The 13,617-nt window shown below is 70.2% G+C and carries 15 protein-coding genes and 1 pseudogene; 8 read left to right on the top strand and 8 right to left on the bottom strand.

Annotated elements, in window-relative coordinates; genetic code table 11:
* Positions 1-10: 10 nt before the first annotated feature.
* The 3 genes from ACWFR1_RS33715 to ACWFR1_RS33705 are packed head-to-tail and all read right to left on the bottom strand — an operon-like array spanning position 11 to position 2,792.
* Positions 11-922, bottom strand: a complete 912-nt coding sequence (locus ACWFR1_RS33715) for an ABC transporter ATP-binding protein (RefSeq protein WP_453557995.1) — start codon at positions 920-922, stop codon at positions 11-13.
* Entirely contained in the window at positions 919-1,830 is a 912-nt protein-coding gene (locus ACWFR1_RS33710; RefSeq protein WP_453557993.1) for an ABC transporter permease, read from the bottom strand. Before ACWFR1_RS33710 ends, ACWFR1_RS33715 begins: the two co-directional genes overlap by 4 nt.
* Complete coding sequence (locus ACWFR1_RS33705; RefSeq protein ID WP_453558035.1) at positions 1,827-2,792, bottom strand: ABC transporter ATP-binding protein; 966 nt, start codon at positions 2,790-2,792, stop codon at positions 1,827-1,829. The genes ACWFR1_RS33710 and ACWFR1_RS33705 overlap by 4 nt, the downstream gene beginning before the upstream one ends.
* Positions 2,793-3,019: 227 nt before the next feature.
* Here ACWFR1_RS33705 and ACWFR1_RS33700 point away from each other — a divergent pair, with 227 nt between their 5' ends.
* The 6 genes and pseudogenes from ACWFR1_RS33700 to ACWFR1_RS33675 form a co-directional block, all read left to right on the top strand.
* Positions 3,020-3,865, top strand: a complete 846-nt coding sequence (locus ACWFR1_RS33700) for a M24 family metallopeptidase (protein ID WP_024760468.1) — start codon at positions 3,020-3,022, stop codon at positions 3,863-3,865.
* Complete coding sequence (locus tag ACWFR1_RS33695) at positions 3,865-5,751, top strand: SDR family oxidoreductase (protein ID WP_453557991.1); 1,887 nt, start codon at positions 3,865-3,867, stop codon at positions 5,749-5,751. The genes ACWFR1_RS33700 and ACWFR1_RS33695 overlap by 1 nt, the downstream gene beginning before the upstream one ends.
* Positions 5,752-6,023: 272 nt before the next feature.
* Complete coding sequence (locus tag ACWFR1_RS33690; protein WP_453557989.1) at positions 6,024-6,953, top strand: MerR family transcriptional regulator; 930 nt, start codon at positions 6,024-6,026, stop codon at positions 6,951-6,953.
* Positions 6,954-7,069: 116 nt separating this feature from the next.
* Complete coding sequence (locus ACWFR1_RS33685; RefSeq protein ID WP_453557987.1) at positions 7,070-7,612, top strand: RNA 2'-phosphotransferase; 543 nt, start codon at positions 7,070-7,072, stop codon at positions 7,610-7,612.
* Positions 7,613-7,731: 119 nt separating this feature from the next.
* Complete coding sequence (locus tag ACWFR1_RS33680; protein ID WP_453557985.1) at positions 7,732-8,184, top strand: hypothetical protein; 453 nt, start codon at positions 7,732-7,734, stop codon at positions 8,182-8,184.
* A 5-nt stretch (positions 8,185-8,189) separates the two neighbouring features.
* A pseudogene (locus ACWFR1_RS33675) lies at positions 8,190-8,459 on the top strand (LLM class flavin-dependent oxidoreductase); the annotation flags it as partial.
* A 57-nt stretch (positions 8,460-8,516) separates the two neighbouring features.
* On the opposite strand, the gene ACWFR1_RS33670 reads toward ACWFR1_RS33675, so the two are convergent.
* From ACWFR1_RS33670 to ACWFR1_RS33655, 4 genes are read right to left on the bottom strand one after another with little or no spacing between them, the layout of a single operon-like run.
* Positions 8,517-8,918 carry a DNA-binding protein gene (locus ACWFR1_RS33670; protein WP_453557983.1) on the bottom strand — a complete coding sequence of 134 codons (402 nt, stop codon included), beginning with the start codon at positions 8,916-8,918 and terminating at the stop codon, positions 8,517-8,519.
* Positions 8,915-9,163, bottom strand: coding sequence for a type II toxin-antitoxin system CcdA family antitoxin (locus ACWFR1_RS33665; protein WP_282694967.1), 249 nt, complete (start codon positions 9,161-9,163; stop codon positions 8,915-8,917). Before ACWFR1_RS33665 ends, ACWFR1_RS33670 begins: the two co-directional genes overlap by 4 nt.
* 55 nt (positions 9,164-9,218) lie before the next feature.
* Positions 9,219-10,427, bottom strand: a complete 1,209-nt coding sequence (locus ACWFR1_RS33660; RefSeq protein WP_453557981.1) for a hypothetical protein — start codon at positions 10,425-10,427, stop codon at positions 9,219-9,221.
* A 52-nt stretch (positions 10,428-10,479) separates the two neighbouring features.
* Positions 10,480-10,791, bottom strand: a complete 312-nt coding sequence (locus ACWFR1_RS33655; RefSeq protein ID WP_453557980.1) for a hypothetical protein — start codon at positions 10,789-10,791, stop codon at positions 10,480-10,482.
* A 101-nt stretch (positions 10,792-10,892) separates the two neighbouring features.
* On the opposite strand from ACWFR1_RS33655, the gene ACWFR1_RS33650 reads away from it, so the two are divergent.
* A complete protein-coding gene (locus ACWFR1_RS33650) occupies positions 10,893-11,786 on the top strand; it encodes an LLM class flavin-dependent oxidoreductase (RefSeq protein ID WP_453557978.1) in 894 nt (297 codons plus the stop codon).
* A gap of 151 nt (positions 11,787-11,937) precedes the next feature.
* On the opposite strand, the gene ACWFR1_RS33645 is transcribed toward ACWFR1_RS33650, so the two are convergent.
* Entirely contained in the window at positions 11,938-12,441 is a 504-nt protein-coding gene (locus ACWFR1_RS33645) for a DUF6083 domain-containing protein (RefSeq protein WP_453557976.1), read from the bottom strand.
* Positions 12,442-12,618: 177 nt separating this feature from the next.
* Between ACWFR1_RS33645 and ACWFR1_RS33640 the strand changes: the two genes are divergently transcribed.
* The gene (locus ACWFR1_RS33640) at positions 12,619-13,518 is read left to right on the top strand and encodes a Cof-type HAD-IIB family hydrolase (protein ID WP_453557974.1); all 900 of its coding nucleotides are present in this window, start codon (positions 12,619-12,621) and stop codon (positions 13,516-13,518) included.
* The last annotated feature ends 99 nt before the right edge of the window (positions 13,519-13,617 follow it).

Genomic DNA, 13,617 nt, shown 5'->3' with positions numbered 1-13,617 from the left:
CAGGCTCCTTTCAGGCCGCGACGAGATACGAGAAGACCGATTCGAGGGACTCGTCCGAGGGCGAGACCGTCAGGAGGCGGATGCCCTGGTCCTTCGCGACCCTGGGCAGCAGCTCCGTGAACCGCCCGAAGTCGACCGCCTGGATGCGCAGTCCGCCCTCCACCTGGTCGACCTCGATCCCGGCCGTGGACGGGTCGGCGATCAGTGCGGCGGCCAGCGCCCGGTCGTCGCTGGAGCGGACGAGATAGCGGTGCGGCCGGTCGGTCATGAGCCGGCGGATCTTGCGGAAGTCGCCGGAGGCCGCGTGGCGCCCGGCCACGATCACCTCGATGTGGGAGGCGAGCTGCTCGACCTCCTCCAGGATGTGCGAGGAGAAGAGGACCGTGCGGCCCTCCGCGCCCATCCGCCGCAGCAGGTCCATCAGCTGCATGCGCTGGCGCGGGTCCATGCCGTTGAACGGCTCGTCCAGGAGGAGCACGGACGGCTGGTGCACGAGGGCCGAGGCCATCTTCACGCGCTGCCGCATGCCCTTGCTGTACGTGGAGATCTTGCGGTCCTGGGCGTACTCCATCTCGACCGTGGCGAGGGCCGCGTGGGCCTCCTTGTCGCCGAGGCCCTGGAGCTCCGCGTTGGCCACGACGAACTCGCGGCCGGTCAGGAAGTCGTACATCGCCTCGCGCTCGGGGACGACGCCGATCTGGCGGTAGACCGACTCGTTCCCCCAGATCTTCTGCCCGTCGAGCGTGACGCCGCCGGTGGAGGGGTCGAGGAAGCCACCCAGCATGTTGATCAGGGTGGACTTCCCGGCGCCGTTCGGCCCGAGGAGGCCGGTGACGCCCGGGCCCACCGTCATCGTGACGTCGTTCACGGCCACGACGTTTCCGAACCAGCGGGAGACGTGGTCGATGTGGAGGGTGGTCACAGCCCGACCTTCCGGTAGCGGCGCATCAGGATGCCGTACGAGCCGGCGATGAGCGCGAGGACGACCAGCACGTAGATCACGCCGACACCGGTGCTCGGGCCCCCGAGTTCGGGGAACCCGGGAGGGGCGCCCAGGAAGGTGCTCTGCACGCCGTCGATGAGGGTCATCGGCGAGAAGAGGCCGAGCCACTGGATGGCGCCCGCGTTGTCCGTCGCGAAGGCGATGCCCATGAGGGTGGAGACCGCGCCGTACGAGACGGTCAGGACGGCGATCACGGCGGCGACGCCGAAGCCGCGGCGCGGGGTGAGGGCCGCCATGACGAGGCCTATGCCGCCGAAGAGCACCGAGAGCAGCGCCACGGAGACGAGTCCCTGGCCGAACATCTTGGTCTGCTCGGCGAAGTCCATCTTGGCGAGCAGCGAGCCGATCCAGAGGATCAGCAGCGGCGAGGCGGTCAGGACGAAGAGCGCCGAGGCCATCGCGCCGAACTTGGCGAGGACGTAGTCCGCGCGCTCGATCGGGCGCGAGAAGTACAGCGGCACCGTCCTGAACCGGAGGTCCCGGGAGACGGACTGCGGCGCCTGCGAGGCCAGGTAGATGCTGATGACGACCTGGAGGTAGAGCGCGTACTGCGTGTACTCGATGGAGAGTTTGGACTGCTTCCCGACCACGGCGACCGCGACGAGGATCAGCGCGGGGACGCACATCACCGCGAAGAGCAGCATCGGCAGCACCTTCGACTTGGCGCTGCGGCCGAGGCCGTAGGCACCGCGCAGGGACTGCGAGAAGAGGGACCGGCGCGCGTAGGCCCGGCCGAGGCGCGGGCCGTCGTAGGACCGGTAGCCGATGTTGTGGATCTGCGTCGTGTCGGGAGCGGCCTGGGAGGGGTGGGGCAGCTGGGTGCTCATCGGGCCTGCACCTCCTCGTGCCGCGGGGGCGTCTCGGGCCGGAATACCTCGGCGATGTGGTGGCGGCGCTGCTCCATGCGGACGAGGCCGAGGCCGAGCCCGGCGACGGTGTCCCGTACGAGGTCGTACGTCTCCTCGCCGGCCGCCTCCAGGAGCAGGATGTGGCCCGCGCCGGGGAGTCCGTCCTCCACACCCGCGTGGAGGACGACGCCGGCTTCGGTGAGGGCCGCGCGGAGCGCCCCCGTGCCGTCGGGGTGGGTGTCGGAGTCGGTGACCTCGACCGCGAGCGTCGTGGTGGTCCGGGTGAAGTCGCTGGTGGAGCTGGAGCGGAGCAGCTGCCCGCCGTCGATGACGACGACGTGGTCGCAGGTGCGCTCCAGCTCGCCCAGGAGGTGCGAGGTCACGAGGACGGAGATACCGAAGTCGGTCCAGACGCGGCGGATCAGGCCGAGCATCTCGTCGCGGCCGACCGGGTCGAGGCCGTTGGTCGGCTCGTCGAGGAGGACCAGCTTCGGGTCGTGGACGAGGGCCTGCGCGAGCTTCACCCGCTGCTTCATGCCCGTCGAGTAGCCGCCTATCGGGCGGTAGCGCTCCTCGTACAGGCCGACGTGGCGGAGGGTGTCGGCGGTCCGCTCCCGGGCGGCGGTCGCGGGCAGACCCGACATCCGCGCCATGTGGACGACGAACTCGGTGGCCGAGACGTCGGGGGGCAGGCAGTCGTGCTCCGGCATGTAGCCGACCTGCTCGCGGATCTGAGCGCCGGAGGTACTGACGTCGAGGCCGAGCACCTCGGCGCGGCCCTCCGTGGCGGGGGCGAGTCCGAGCAGGATCTTGATCATGGTGGACTTGCCGGCTCCGTTGGCACCCACGAGTCCGGTCACACCGGGCCCGATGTCCAGGGAGAGCCGGTCAAGAGCGGTCACCCGGGGGAACCGCTTGCTGAGGCTTTCGGTCGCGATCACAGTCACGATGTCGACGGTAGTGGTGTGCGCCACAGCGGTCGTCAGCCCAACGGCTCGATCCTTCTCCGACCAGAGGAGTACAAGCCCGTAGGGAAGTCGCGACGAAAGTCGTTTTCCACAGGCTGGTGTCCGCCCCCTTGACTCAGCCGCCGGGCATTGTCACATTCATCGGTGTCAAGTTACGGACGCGTAGTGCGATCGGGCGCTCACACGGGACGGCGGATGGCATGGCCTCAGCAGTGAAAGGCGAACTCTCGGCGGAGCTGCGGGGGTTCAGGGAAGTGCAGCGGCTCTCGTACGAGTGCGCGGAAGCCGTCGCGGCGCAGCTCAAGCCGGGGGTGACCGAGCGCGAGGCCGCCCGGATGCAGCGGGAGTGGCTGTACGAGCGGGGGGTGCGGGACTGGTTCCACCGGCCGTTCGCCTGGTTCGGGGACCGCACGGCCTTCGTGGACTTCAAGATCCCCCTGCAGTTCTTCCCCACGAACCGCCGTCTGGAGGCGGGGATGCCGTTCATCCTCGACATGGCGCCGGTCTACAAGGGACACACCGCCGACATCGGCTACAGCGGCTGCCTCGGTCTCAATCCCCTGCACGACAAACTGCTCGCCGATCTCCGCGACCACCGCGAGCTGATCCTCCGCGAGGTCCGCGAGCGCCGCACGCTGCGCGAGATATACGAGGACGTGGACCGGCTCATGGTCCGCCAGGGGTACGCGAACCGGCACCGGGCCTACCCCTTCGGCGTCATCGCCCACAAGATCGACCGGGTGAAGGAACGCCGCTGGTCGCCGACGCTCTTCGGCTTCGGCACCCAGGCGCTCAAGGGCCTGGCGAGCGACGCGGTCCACGGTCACCGGGACGGCTGGTCGCCGCTCTGGTCGCCGTACACGTTCTCCGACCACCCGCCCGTGCCCGGGCTGTGGGCGGTCGAGCCGCACCTCGGATTCCGGGGGACGGGCGCGAAGTTCGAGGAGATCCTGGTCGTCACCGACTCGAAGGATCCCGAGCAGAGCGCGTTCTGGCTGGACGACGATCTGCCGCACGTGCGGCGCTGGAACGAGGGGGCGGTCTGATGGCAGGGCTCAAGGGTGCGGGTCCCGAGGGTGCGGGTCCCAAGGGTGCGGGACTCACGGGTACGGCGCTCACGGGTGCCGGGCTCACCGGTACGGCGCTCGCGGGCGCGCGGGAGCGCTGGGTCCGTACGGGCGGGGTCGAGCTGTGTGTCGCCGAGCTCGGTGACAACACGGACCGGCCGACCGTGGTGCTCGTGCACGGCTACCCCGACTCCAAGGAGGTCTGGTCGGAGGTCGCGGCCCGGCTGGCCGAGGAGTTCCACGTGGTTCTGTACGACGTCCGTGGTCACGGACGGTCGACGGCGCCGGCCCCCCTGCGCGGCGGCTTCACCCTGGAGAAGCTGACGGACGACTTCCTCGCGGTCGCGGACGCCGTGAGCCCGGACCGGCCGGTCCACCTCGTCGGCCACGACTGGGGCTCGGTGCAGTCCTGGGAGTTCGCCACCGTCCCACGCACGGAGGGGCGGATCGCGTCCTTCACCTCGATGTCGGGGCCGAGCCTCGACCACTTCGGGCACTGGATCAAGCAGCGCATGACCCGGCCCACCCCCCGGCGGGTCGGCCAGCTCCTCGGTCAGGGAGCCAAGTCCTGGTACGTCTACATGCTGCACACGCCCGTGCTGCCGGAGCTCGCCTGGCGCGGGCCGCTCGGCAAGCGCTGGCCGAAGATCCTGGAGCGGGTCGAGAAGGTCCCGGCCGGCGACTACCCGACGCCCTCCCTGCCGAGCGACGCGGCGCACGGCGCCTGGCTCTACCGGGACAACGTCCGCGCCCGTCTCGGCCGGCCGCGCCCCGACGCGTACGCGCACGTGCCCGTGCAGCTGATCACGCCGACCGGTGACGCCTTCCTCTCCGAGCGGCTCTACGACGATCTGGGCACATGGGTGCCGGATCTGACCCGGCGCACGCTGCCCGCCAAGCACTGGGTGCCGCGCACCCGGCCTGACCAGCTGTCGGCCTGGATCGCCGAGTTCGTCCGGGCCAACGAGGACCCGGCGACCAGGGCCCCGAAGCCCGTCGCGGCGACGGCGGCGAGGAGCGGGGTGAAGCCGGAGTACGCGGAGCGGTTCGGCGGGCAGCTGGTCCTGGTGACCGGGGCGGCCAGCGGCATCGGGCGGGCCACGGCCTTCGCGTTCGCGGAGGCCGGCGCCCGGGTCGTGGCCGTGGACCGGGACGCCGAGGGCGCGGGCCGTACGGCCGAGATGGCCCGGCTGATCGGCGCGCCCGAAGCGTGGGGTGAGACCGTCGACGTCGCCGACGAGCAGGCGATGGAGAAGCTGGCCGCGAAGGTGGCGAGCGAGTACGGGACCGTCGACGTCCTGGTCAACAACGCGGGCATCGGGCTCACCGGCTCCTTCTTCGAGACGACGAGCGAGGAGTGGAAGCGGGTCCTGGACGTCAACCTGTGGGGCGTGATCCACGGGTGCCGGATCTTCGGCGCGCAGATGACCGCGCGCGGTCAGGGCGGTCACATCGTGAACACCGCCTCCGCGGCGGCCTTCCAGCCCTCCCGGGCCCTTCCCGCGTACAGCACGTCGAAGGCGGCGGTGCTGATGCTCAGCGAGTGCCTGCGCGCCGAACTGGCCGGCCAGGGCATCGGGGTGTCCGCGATCTGCCCCGGCATCGTCAACACCAACATCACCGCGACCACGCGGTTCGCGGGGGTCACGGACACGGCGGAGGAGACGCGGCGCCAGAAGAAGGCGTCCCGGCTCTACGGCCTGCGGAACTACCCGCCGGAGAAGGTCGCGGACGCGATCCTGGGGGCGGTCCTGCACGACCGGGCCGTCGTCCCGGTGACCCCGGAGGCCCGGGGCATACACGCCCTGTCCCGGCTGAGCCCGGGTGTCCTGCGGGCGTTCGCCCGCTGGCAGCCGCCCGCGTAGGCCTCGTGGGCCTTGTGGGCCTTGTGGGCCTTATAGGTCTTGGGGCCTTGTGGGCCTTGTGGGCCTTGTGGGCCTTATAGGTCTTGGGGCCTTGTGGGCCTTGTGGGCCTTGTGGGCCTTATAGGTCTTGGGGCCTTGGGGGTCTCGTGGACCTTGTGGGTCTCGCAGGCCTCGCAGGCCGAGGGGACGGGGGAGTGGCCGGCGGTCGTACGATCCCTCCCAGGAGGGGCCCCGCGGCGACGGGGTGCGGGAAGCGGGCGGTGGGAGCGGGTTTGTCCGAGCAGTCAGCACAGCCGGAGTACCGGATCGAGGATCTCGCGCATCACAGCGGGGCCACGGTCCGGACGATCCGCGCCTACCAGGACCGCGGGCTGCTGCCCCGCCCCGAGCGGCGCGGCAGGTCCAACGTGTACGGGGACGCGCACCTCGCCCGACTGCGGCAGATCGCCGACCTCCTCGACCGCGGCTACACCCTGGCCTCGATCAAGGAGCTCCTGGAGGCCTGGGACACCGGCCGGGGTCTCGGCGGAGTGCTCGGCCTGGTCGCGGAGGTCCACGGGCCGTGGACGGACGAGGAGGCGGACCGGATCTCCCGCGCGGAGCTGGACGCCCGTTTCGGCGGCACACCGGACGAGGACGCGATCCGGGAGGCCGTCGAGCTCGGCGTACTGGAGCGGCTGCCGGACCGGGAAGCGGAGGAGTACCTCGTACCGAGTCCGCAAGAGCTCGCCGTGGCAGTCGAGTTGTACGCGGCGGGGGTTCCGCTGCAGGCGATCACGGGTCACCTGCGGGAACTTCGCGACCAGGTCGAGCACATCGCCTCCCGCTTCCTGGAGTTCACGACCGAGCACGTCTTCGCCCGCTATCTGGAGCACCGCCCTCCGACGGACGCCGACGCGGCCGAGGCGGCGACGATGGTGCGGCGGCTCCGGCCGCTCGCCCAGCAGACCGTCGACGCCGAACTGGCGAGGGCGATGCGCGTGTTGGCCACCCGACACCTCCAGATCCACCTGTCCCCCGACGCACCGCGGGCGAGGGACGACGAGCCCCGCGCGGTGGCGCTCCCGGCCGACACGATCAGGGCCGTACAGAGCCTGGTCGGCGTGGACGGTGTCGCGGCCTTCGTCACGGCGGCGACCGAACGAGAACTCAACAAAAGGACATTGGACGTGCTTGCCTCACCTAGGCGCATACCAAGCTAATTACGCCAATTAGCCTTAGATTAATCACTCGTTGTCCACAGAATCGCCAACTAGCCTGTGGATAAGCAGCTTTGCTTGTGGATCAAACATGCCCGCCCCCCCTTCTTCGGAGAACAATGGACGAACGACGCACGGTGAAGGTGTCGAAGTACCTCTCGAAGCATCTGCGTCACCAGCCCGAACGCATCGGCCTCGTCCTCGACGCGCAGGGCTGGACCGAGATCGACACGCTCCTGCGCGCTACGGCGGCGCACGGCTTCCCGATCACCCGCGAGGAACTCGACCACGTCGTCGCGACCAACGACAAGAAGCGCTTCGCGATCGACGGCACGCGCATCCGCGCCAGCCAGGGTCACACTGTCGAGGTGGACCTGGACCTGCCGGTCGCCGAGCCACCCGCGTACCTCTACCACGGTACGGTCGCGGACCGGCTTCCCTCGATCCGGACGGAGGGGCTGCGCCCCATGGCCCGCCACCACGTGCACCTCTCCCCCGACCGGGAGACGGCGACCCGGGTAGGCGCCCGACGCGGGCAGCCGATCGTGCTGAGCGTCGACGCCGGCGCCATGCACCGGGCAGGGTACGTCTTCCACGTCAGCGCCAACGGGGTCTGGCTGACCGACGCCGTCCCACCGGAGTTCCTCCGCCTGCCCTCCTGAAACCGTCCGACCCTCCTGAAACCGTCCGACCCTCCTGAGACGGTCTGCCCCTCCTGACCGTCTGGCTCTCCTGAGGGCAGCCTGCCGCCCTGTAGCCGCGCTGAGGCATGATCGTCCCCATGGCACACCCGCATCTGCCCACCACCGAAGCGGCCGTCACGGCGATCCGCGCGATCGCCCAGGAGTTCCACCTGGAGATGACGGTGACCGACGACATCGGCGCGGACCAGACCTCCCGGCGCACCTCCTCCGGCGCGTTCGCCGTCCTGGACCCGGACGGCTCCCTGCCGCACGAGGCCTACGTCGAACTGGGCGGCTCACCCTCGCTCACCGTCCAGCTCTTCCCCGAGGACGACGCCAGGATCACCGTGGACGGCATCGAGTTCGCCGACGTGCCCCGCGACGCGGTCCCCGTCTTCCTCCGCTCCGTCCTCGGCGGCCTCGCCCACGTGAAGGGCCGGTTCTTTCCGCCCGGCTACTGGCTGGTCGTCCCACTCCCCGGCGACACCACGCACAAGGAGCTCATCCCGGGCAGCTCGCTCACCCCCTGGATGAACCGCAACTTCCGCTGATCCCCATGGGCCGCCGTAGGCTCGGAACCATGAGCCTGCGTCTGAGCACCGTCATCCTGCCCCGAGACCGTTGGCACGAGGGAGGCCGCGACAAGTGGCGGCGCGCCGAAGAGCTGGGGTTCCACACGGCGTACACCTACGACCACCTCTCCTGGCGCACCTTCCGCGACGGCCCGTGGTTCGGTGCGCTGCCCACCCTCACCGCCGCCGCCACGGCGACCGAGCGGCTCCGCCTGGGCACGCTCGTCACCTCAGTCAAGCCTCGTTCACCCATCGCAGCCTGACCTGGGGAAACATACATCCGGGGGCGTCTTGGTCCCGCCCGAAGCGGATCAGATCGCGATGAGTCGGACGCGGTTACCGCACAGCTTGGCCATATCGTCGACGTCGGACGTGAGCATGGCCACCGGGCCTGGCTGGCGGAGCGCCAACTCGGCGACGGTGGCATCGATTGCATACTTGTGGCCGTGCAGGCCGGCCTCTTTCAGCAGGCCGGCGGCGGCTCTGGCCGCCTGCTCGGTCACCGCTTCGACCTTGACCTGGGAGAGTACCCAGTTCAGTCGGGCGGTGTTCACCCGGGCGTGCATGGCTTCCACGATGGTGTTGGAACAGACCACCAGATCGGCAGCCATCGAATGGAAGGACCGGATCATCGCGAGCACGCCCCGGTCCTGCGAGATCCAGGCGGACAGCCCTTGGGAGTCCAGTACGACAGTCTCGATGCGGTGGTTCACGCGGCGCTCGCCGACTCCTCGTGCCCGGCCGTGCCGAAGATCCTGGCCTGGGCCGCGGCCAGCTCCTCGTCTGTGAACGCGCCGTGCTCCTCCTCGTAGCGGCGCAGCTCCTCGCCGAGCAGCTGGTGTCTGATCTGGCGGGCGACCGCCTCCGCGACGTAGCCGGAGACGTTGTCCGTGAGCCTCTTCAGCTCCGCCACCTGCTCGGTGGGCAGAGTGACCGTGATGCGGGTCGTATCAGCCATGGAGCCAGCATACTGCGGTATGCGCGCCATCTGCCGGGCTTCTCCACGTACGAGCTCAGCGCCGTCCCGCACCGAGCAGCTCACTCAGGCGGTCGCCGATCACGGACACCCCAGGGCGCGGGTCGCTCTCGTAGTACCAGGGCTTGCGCCGGCGCAGCAGCGCGTCGCCGTGCTCGCTCCAGGTGAATCCAGGCTTCCTCAGCAGTTTTCGAAACACGGCGTCCGCTGTCTCCGGGTGAGCGGCGGCCAGCCGGCGGATCGGCAGTGGCGTGATCGACTCCTCGCGCAGGTACGTGCGCAGCAGATCCTGGTGCTGCCCGCGTCCCGTGAGGGCGGGGTCTGCGAAGAGGTCACGCAGCATCCCGTAATCGGCGTAGAAGTTGAGCCCCTCGACCTGGTCGTAGATGACGCCGACGGTGTCCGAGTCCGCCAGTTCTGACGGCAGATCGAAGGAGGGCACGTCCGGGCCGGGGCGCCGCCGGGCTCGGGCATGGCCGGGCTGTCCCGCGACGGCTGCCTCCTGGCGGTGGCGGTAGTAGGCGTTGAGGAGGTCCTCGGCTTCGGCAGGCGGAAGGACCAGTTCGTCGCCGCCGCAGAACTCGACGAACGCGGCCCGGTCCTCCCTCATCCGCTGCCATCCCTGCTCGATCTTCTGGGGGTTGCGGAAGACCAGTTCGGGGTGGTGTGTGGCCAGTTGCAGAGCTGCCTGGGCGATCTCGGTGGCGCTGGACCCGGGGTAACTCGTCATCGCCCCGGATACCAACCACGCCCCGCCAACCGAGCGGACGGGTACCAGGCAGGTATGGAGGAATCCCCCCTTGGACACTCCACGAAATGCCGCCCGCCCGACGTTCGAGTACGTGCGGTACTCCAGGTCATCGACAAGGTTCAACAGGATGACGGCATCGCCGTCCTTGCGCCGGATCTCGAAGACGCCCTCGACCGGGTCACGCCAGCCGAGCAGCATCTCCCGGTCGGCCGCGGTCAAGTCTTTCCGTCCGGCGACGAACCGGTCCACCACGGTCGAACCGTCCGGCAGCCGGTACCGCAGGATGAAGTGGTCGGTGATCCGGATCGCCTCACCCTCATCCAGCTGCCGTGCAGGCCCAGCGGCCTCCAGCAGGAGGGGCGTCAACCACCGGTCGAAGCGGGCACTCTGCGCGAAGGTGACCAGCCACCCCTTCAATTCGGCGCTGCGCTCGATGAGATCAGCCAATGACGGTTCATGGGCGCCCTGATGTGCGCCCTGTGCGGCCTCAGCCACTTTCAGCCCTTTCGTACGAGCCACTTCCGCGTGAAGTGAGAGGTGTCCGGCCTCAATCGGCCCAGTGGCGGTACGCCTCGACCCACTCCGCCCCTTCGGGCGCCGGGCTGGGCAACGGCAGATCCAGGATCCCGATCGCCTGCCGGACGTGACCGCGAGAGCACAAGGCGACGATCCTGCCGTCGGGCGTGAGGTCGACGCTGCGCACCATCACCTCGGCGCCGAGAACGGCGGTGGCGAAGGGCAGGGCGAGGTGCTCCTCAAGCAGTGTGAACAGACCGGTCAGCTGTTCGCCCTCGCCGTAGGCGTCCACCGTCGCCTCTTCGATCATGGCCTCAATCTCGGCCCTGCCCAGCGTGCCCATGACGCCACGGTAGCGGCCCGCATAGCGACGTCGACGCGACTTCCCGAATCTGGGCCGTCGGCAAATCCATGGCAGCGGAGAGCCCGCGTATCGTCGAGGTCATGCGTCTGAGCACGGTGATCCTCCCCATCCACCGATGGGCCGAAGGGCAGAAGATCTGGCGGCGGGCCGAAGACCTCGGCTTCCATGCCGCGTACACGTACGACCACCTGTCGTGGCGGTCGTTCCGGGACAGGCCGTGGTTCGGTGCCATCCCCACGCTCACAGCCGCAGCTACGGTCACACAGAGTATGCGACTGGGTACTCTCGTGACCTCCCCGAACTTCCGCCACCCCGTGACCCTCGCCAAGGACCTGATGTCGCTCGACGACATCTCCGGAGGCCGGATCACGCTCGGCATCGGGGCCGGCGGCAACGGCTTCGACGCCACCGCTCTCGGGCAGGAGGCGTGGACACCGAAGGAACGGGCCGACCGGTTCGGCGAGTTCCTGCCGCTGCTCGACCGGCTGCTCACCGAGGCGTCGGTGACGGAGCGGGGCACGTTCTACTCGGCGGAGGAAGTCCGGAACATCCCCGGGTGCGTCCAGCGCCCGCGGCTGCCTTTCGCGGTGGCGGCGACCGGGCCGCGCGGGCTGAGGCTGGCCGCCCGGTACGGGCAGGCGTGGGTGACGACCGGCGACCCTAAGATCTTCGAGGAGGGGACTCCGGAGCAGTCCGTGGAGGCGCTGCGCGGCCAGATCGAGAAGCTCGGCAAGGCCTGCACCGAGACCGGCCGGGACGTGGCCGAGCTCGACAAGATCCTGCTGACCGGCTTCACCCCCGACCGCGGGCGCCCGCTGGAGTCGCTCGACGCCTTCGTCGACTTCGCCGGCACCCACCGCGACCTCGGGTTCACCGAGATCGTGATCCACTGGCCGATCGCCGACTCCGACTTCGCCGCCGACCAGGCCGTCTTCGAGAAGATCGCCACCGAGGCCCTCTCCCAGCTGGGCTGAGCCACCGGCTCTCTCCTCCCCCTGTCCGGCCCCGGCCGTACGCGGCCGGTGTCGGCAGTCACAGCACACGCCGCCGCCGGCGGTCAGAACGCACGCCGTACGCCGGGGCCGGCGGTCAGAACGCACGCCGTTCGCCGCCGACGCCGGCCTGTCAGCTCGCGCGCCGGGCGTGCCCGCGCCACAGGGCGAGCAGGACCGGTGAGCCGGTCGGCGCGGGCCGTCCGGGACAGACGTCGGTATGGCTGACCCGGCAGGTGTCGGACGGTACGGCGGGGCCGAGGCCGACCGCCGTACCGTCGCCCGCGACGCGCCAGCGCCTGCCCGCCGGAACGGCGCGGACCGACAGCTCCCCCGGCTCGATCATGACCCAGCGCCCGCGCACCGTGCGGTGCCACTCCGCGCCCGCTCCGCACGCGGAGCAGGTCGCGTGCGACGGCTTCCGCGCGTCCGGCACGGCCCTCCCCGTACGAGCCGCGCGCGTCACCGCCTCGGTCATCCCCGCCAGGACGTCGCCCACCAGCACCGGCTCACGCGCCGGACGATCCGATCCGGCCTGCTCGCAGCTCCCGCAGAGCGCCATCCCGAGGCTCGCTACCCATATGCCGTACGGCGCACCGCAGGCCTCGCACTCGTCACACCGCCGTCCCGAGACCATGCCCCACCCCCTGGAGATGCCGTCAGCTCTCCTGGGGTCTTCCCCACGACACCAGGAACCGAACGAGCGTTTTACGGCCAGATCAGGACGCTCCGGGACGCGTCGAGCCATCGAACTCGCCTACTCATATGTGCACCTCCTCGCACGCCCGTGCGTTCGGTGCGGAACAATGGTGCGGTGACCTCTCCCCGCTCCCCGCGTTCCTCCGCTCCGGCGGCCCCGGCGACCCGGCTGATCGCCACCGACCTCGACGGCACGCTCCTGCGCGACGACAAGTCCGTCTCCGAGCGCACGATCGCGGCCCTCGCCTCGGCGGAGCGGGCCGGTATCGAGGTCTTCTTCGTCACCGGACGGCCGGCCCGCTGGATGGACGTCGTGAGCGACCACGTCCACGGTCACGGCCTGGCCATCTGCGCGAACGGTGCCGCTGTCGTCGACCTCCACGCGGGAGGCACCTTCCTGGAGGTCCGCCCATTGGAGCGGCCGGTCGCCCTCGACGTGGTCCGGGCCCTGCGCGCCGCCGCGCCCGGGACCTCCTTCGCGGTCGAGCTCACCACCGGCATCCACTACGAGCCGGCGTACCCGCCCTTCTTCCTCGATCCCGGCGCCACCGTCGCCACCGCCGAGAAGCTCCTGTTCGAGGAGGCGCCCGGCGCCGCGGCCCCCGTGCTCAAACTGCTCGCGCAGCACCCCGAGCTCGACCCCGACGCGTTCCTTGCCCTCGCCAAGGAGGCCGCCGGCGAGCTGGCCTCCTTCACGCGTTCGAGCCCCACGGCTCTGCTTGAGGTCAGCGCGCTCGGCGTCTCCAAGGCCTCCACCCTGGCCCTCTGCTGCGCCGAGCGCGGCATCGCGGCGGAGGAGGTCGCCGCCTTCGGCGACATGCCCAACGACATCGAGATGCTCAGCTGGGCGGGCCGCTCTTACGCGATGGGCAACGCCCACGCCGACGTGATCGCCGCCGCCTCCGGCCGCACGACCGGCAACAACGAGGACGGGGTGGCCGTCATCATCGAGCAGCTCGTCGCGGAGACGCTGGACGCACGGGACGCCACGGCGGCGCGCCAGGACGCCCCCTAGTAGTGCTTGGTCAGGTCAGCTGTGGTTGAGCGTGTCCTTCTGGCTCGGTGTTGCGTTGAGAGGGTGTGACTCCGGACGAGATTGCGGCTGTGCGTGGTG

The sequence above is a fragment of the Streptomyces sp. NPDC055103 genome (assembly GCF_053607625.1).
Note: the sequence above shows the minus strand (reverse complement) of the source record. Positions and strands in the feature narration are given on the sequence as shown.

Bases quoted from the DNA above. Each gene is read 5' to 3' on its own strand.
- ACWFR1_RS33710 (WP_453557993.1), bottom strand. From the start codon at position 1,830: ATGAGCACCCAGCTGCCCCACCCCTCCCAGGCCGCTCCCGACACGACG.
- ACWFR1_RS33700 (WP_024760468.1), top strand. From the start codon at position 3,020: ATGGCCTCAGCAGTGAAAGGCGAACTCTCGGCGGAGCTGCGGGGGTTC.
- ACWFR1_RS33695 (WP_453557991.1), top strand. From the start codon at position 3,865: ATGGCAGGGCTCAAGGGTGCGGGTCCCGAGGGTGCGGGTCCCAAGGGT.
- ACWFR1_RS33685 (WP_453557987.1), top strand. From the start codon at position 7,070: ATGGACGAACGACGCACGGTGAAGGTGTCGAAGTACCTCTCGAAGCAT.
- ACWFR1_RS33680 (WP_453557985.1), top strand. From the start codon at position 7,732: ATGGCACACCCGCATCTGCCCACCACCGAAGCGGCCGTCACGGCGATC.
- ACWFR1_RS33665 (WP_282694967.1), bottom strand. From the start codon at position 9,163: ATGGCTGATACGACCCGCATCACGGTCACTCTGCCCACCGAGCAGGTG.
- ACWFR1_RS33655 (WP_453557980.1), bottom strand. From the start codon at position 10,791: ATGGGCACGCTGGGCAGGGCCGAGATTGAGGCCATGATCGAAGAGGCG.
- ACWFR1_RS33650 (WP_453557978.1), top strand. From the start codon at position 10,893: ATGCGTCTGAGCACGGTGATCCTCCCCATCCACCGATGGGCCGAAGGG.
- ACWFR1_RS33645 (WP_453557976.1), bottom strand. From the start codon at position 12,441: ATGGTCTCGGGACGGCGGTGTGACGAGTGCGAGGCCTGCGGTGCGCCG.